The organism is Hydrogeniiclostridium mannosilyticum (assembly GCF_003268275.1).
Lineage (GTDB): Bacteria > Bacillota > Clostridia > Oscillospirales > Acutalibacteraceae > Hydrogeniiclostridium > Hydrogeniiclostridium mannosilyticum.
Genome location: NZ_QLYR01000033.1, coordinates 1 through 960, shown reverse-complemented (window position 1 = coordinate 960; position 960 = coordinate 1). Strand labels below are relative to the sequence as shown.

Sequence of the window (960 nt, the reverse complement as noted above, 5' to 3'; positions counted from 1 at the left end):
ACTGGGGGCAGTACACGGCGCTGGGCGATACCTTTTTAGAGAATTTGCAGGGCTTGACCACCCTGAAAATCTATCAGGCGGACGAGTTTAAGAACCGGGAAATGAACGTGGAGGCTGAGAAGTTCCGCAAGATCACCATGAAGGTGCTCACTATGCAGCTTAACTCCATCACCATTATGGATTTGATCGCTTACGGCGGTGCGGCCCTCGGCGTGATTATGGCGGTGACACAGTATACCGGGAACCACGTCTCTTTGGCTGGCTGCCTGTTGATTATCCTGCTGGCGGCGGATTTTTTCATCCCCATGCGGCAGCTCGGTTCCTTTTTTCACATCGCGATGAACGGCATGGCGGCCAGCGACAAGATTTTCCGCCTGCTGGATTTGGAGGAAGCCGCGCCGAAAGAAACAAAAATGCCGGAAGATTGCTCGATTGCCTGTTCCGACCTGCGGTTTTCCTATGAGCCGGACCGGGAAATTCTGCACGGCATAGCTATGGACTTTCCCCAGGGCAGCTTTATAGCCTTGGTCGGAGAAAGCGGCTGCGGAAAATCCACTGTCGCTTCCATTCTGATGGGAAGGAACAAAGGATACGCCGGTTTGGTCACAGTGGGCGGAATAGAGCTAAATGAAATCAATGAAAGCTCCCTGCTGCAAAATATTACCTACATCAGCCACCAGAGCTATTTGTTCAAAGGAACGGTGCGGGACAATCTGCTGATGGGAAAACCGGACGCTTCTGATGAAGAATTATGGGCGGTACTGGAACGGGTAAATTTAGCCGCGTTTTTGAAATCCGAGCAGGGACTGAATACCCCATTGCTGGAAAAGGCGTCGAATCTGTCCGGCGGTCAATGCCAGCGCCTTGCTCTGGCAAGGGCGCTGCTCCACGACAGCCCGGTATATATTTTCGATGAGGCCACCTCCAATATCGACGTGGAGAGCGAAAACGACATCATGG

General features: G+C 52.6%; 1 protein-coding gene. It reads left to right on the top strand.

Annotated elements, in window-relative coordinates:
* Positions 1 to 960 (top strand): ABC transporter ATP-binding protein/permease (locus tag DPQ25_RS14310; RefSeq protein ID WP_146740578.1); only part of this gene is annotated, 960 nt, incomplete at both ends.